The 2,689-nt window shown below is 66.5% G+C and carries 1 protein-coding gene and 1 pseudogene; both read left to right on the top strand.

The annotated features are described in order from the left end of the window. The first annotated feature begins 59 nt into the window (after positions 1-59). A complete protein-coding gene (locus EFK10_RS46715) occupies positions 60-2,180 on the top strand; it encodes an ISAzo13 family transposase (RefSeq protein WP_407647282.1) in 2,121 nt (706 codons plus the stop codon). Between the two features lie 10 nt (positions 2,181-2,190). Beyond that, a pseudogene (locus EFK10_RS46720) lies at positions 2,191-2,649 on the top strand (transposase); the annotation flags it as partial. Positions 2,650-2,689: the final 40 nt, after the last annotated feature.

Below are 2,689 nucleotides of genomic sequence, written 5' to 3' on the forward strand. Positions count from 1 at the left end.
GTGGTCCACCGAAGCCGTCAAAAAACAACACGTTGCTTCCCGGGAACGGCGTCGTTGGTGTGGTATGCGAATATCCGACAGAGGTCCACGGCCAGCTGGTGCAGCGGTTCGAGGTTCTACTCCCACATCTGAATGAGCGTCAGCGCCGGTTGGCCCTGGCAACCGAGGCCCGACTGCTCGGCCACGGTGGCGTGCGCCTGGTCGCGCGCACGACTGGGGTCAGCGAGGCCACCATCCGCAAAGGCGTGTTCGAACTCGAAGACGGCGCAGAGCCGTTGTTCAAGGGACGCGTCCGACACCCTGGCGGTGGACGGCTGCGTGCCGAGGCCGTTGACTCGGGCCTGGTCCCGGCACTGATGGCGCTAGTCGAACCGGACGAGCGCGGTGACCCGACCTCGCCGCTGCGCTGGACGACGAAGTCGCTGAGGCACCTTGCCGTCGAGCTCGCCCGTCAGGGGCATCTCGTGAGCGCGCCCACCGTTGGCCGACTGCTGAAGGAGAACGGGTTCAGCCTGCAGGGCACCGCCAAGATGCTGGAAGGCGATCAACACCCCAACCGCGACGCACAATTCCGATACATCAATGAGCAGGTCAAAGACCACCAGGTGGCGGGCGAGCCGGTGATCAGCGTGGACGCGAAGAAAAAGGAGCAGGTGGGACTGCTGCCGATGCCGGGGCAGGAGTGGCGGCCCAAGGGCGATCCGGTGCAGGTCGAAGACCACAGTTTCTTCGCCGGCCCGCGCGTTCAGACCGTGGTCCCGTACGGGATCTACGACATGACCGCGAACACCGGCTGGGTGAACGTCGGCGTCGACCACGACACGTCCGCGTTCGCGGTCGCCTCGATCCGCAGCTGGTGGCAGGCACGCGGACAACACGACTACCCCGCGGCGTCCCGGCTGCTGATCACCGCGGACGCGGGCGGGTCCAACAGCTACCGCTACCGGCTGTGGAAGGCCGAGCTGGCCGCGTTCGCCGCCGAGACCAGACTGACAATTACGGTCTGTCACTTTCCTCCCGGTACATCGAAGTGGAACAAAATCGAGCACCGGCTGTTCTCACACATCACCACTAACTGGCGCGGCAGGCCGCTGACCAGCCACGAGGTCGTCCTCAACACCATCGCCGCGACCACAACCCGGACCGGACTACACGTCGAGGCATCTCTCGACCCCGGCTCGTACCCGACCGGGATCGCCGTCAGCCACGACCAGCTGAAAGCCCTGCCGATCACCGCACACGCCGACCACGGCCAGTGGAACTACAGCATCGCCCCGGCCGGCGGCACGGCCCCGGCACCACGCGCCGACGAACGCGCCGCCGCCCGCGCACAGACCCTGCGCATGCTCGCCGCCCCCCATCTGACCGGCATGAGCAGCCACGAACTGGACACACTCAGGTCCCTCCTGGCCCCGGCCCAGGAAGCCGCGGCCGAGCAGAAACGCTACGTACTGCGTGGCGGCCGGCGCGTCGCCACCACCGGCCGCAGCCGGTCCCTGCTCTCGGACGCGGACGAGGTCCTGCTCACCGTGGTCTACCTGCGGCAGGTCTGCCCGCAGAAGGTGCTGTGCGACCTGCTCGGGATCAACCCCGTCACCATCGGCCAGGCGATCAAGGCCACCCGGCAGTTGCTGGACGAGAACAAGATCAGCATCACTCCGATCGTCGTGCGGTACTTCACCCGCGCCGAGAACCTCCGCGCCTGGGCCACCGGCACCGCCCCGGCAGCAGACGCCCCCGCGCCCCCGACCCACCAGGCACTCACCGACCCGGCGCTGACCGGCATGAGTCGCGAGGCCTTGAACAGCCTGCTCGAAGAGCTGATCGTCCCCTACGCTGCCGCGATCGAACAGCGCCGCCACCGCCAACGCGGCAGCAACCGGCGCCCCGGCACCCGCGGGGGCGTCTTCCGCCAGAAGATCACTGACGGCGACCGGATCCTCGCGACGATCCTTTACCAGCGCCGTGTCTGCGACCTTGACACTCTCGCCGAGCTGTTCGCCATCAGCCGCAGCACACTGTGGAACGCCATCAAAGATGTCCAACCCATCCTCGACGCCCGCGGCATCGCTATACCCGCCACCCAGCGGCGCTTCGCCACGGCACAGGAACTACTCGGATCAGTCACACCTGAGCAAGACTCCCCGGCGTCAAGTAGCCACAGAAAACCAGCATGTTGATTCTTTACGGCTCCACCTCCTGCGCAACAGTTTCCGTTACGCGGGCCGGCAGGACTGGGACAAGATCGCGAAGGCGCTCAAGCCCGTCTACACGGCATCGAGCGAGGACGCCGCGATGGAACGCTTCGTGGAGTTCTCCGAGGCCTGGGGCGGGAAGTATCCCGCGATCGTGCAGCTCTGGGAGAGTGCCTGGGCCGAGTTCGTGCCCTTCCTCTCCTTCGACGTCGAGATCCGCAAGGTCATCTGCTCGACCAATGCCATCGAGAGCGTCAACGCCCGCATCCGCAAGGCCGTCCGGGCCCGCGGACACTTCCCGAACGAGGCTGCCGCCCTCAAGTGCGTCTACATGGCGCTCATGAGCCTCGACCCGACCGGCAAGGGCCGCAAGAGGTGGACCATGCGCTGGAAGGCCCCGCTGAACGCCTTCCAGATCGCCTTCGAAGGACGCCTGACCCCCGCCAATAACTAGAACCTCGACAACCCAGATCAGCCGTTAAGTTGACACTCCC

The organism is Streptomyces soli, assembly GCF_003999195.1.
Lineage (GTDB): Bacteria > Actinomycetota > Actinomycetes > Streptomycetales > Streptomycetaceae > Actinacidiphila > Actinacidiphila soli.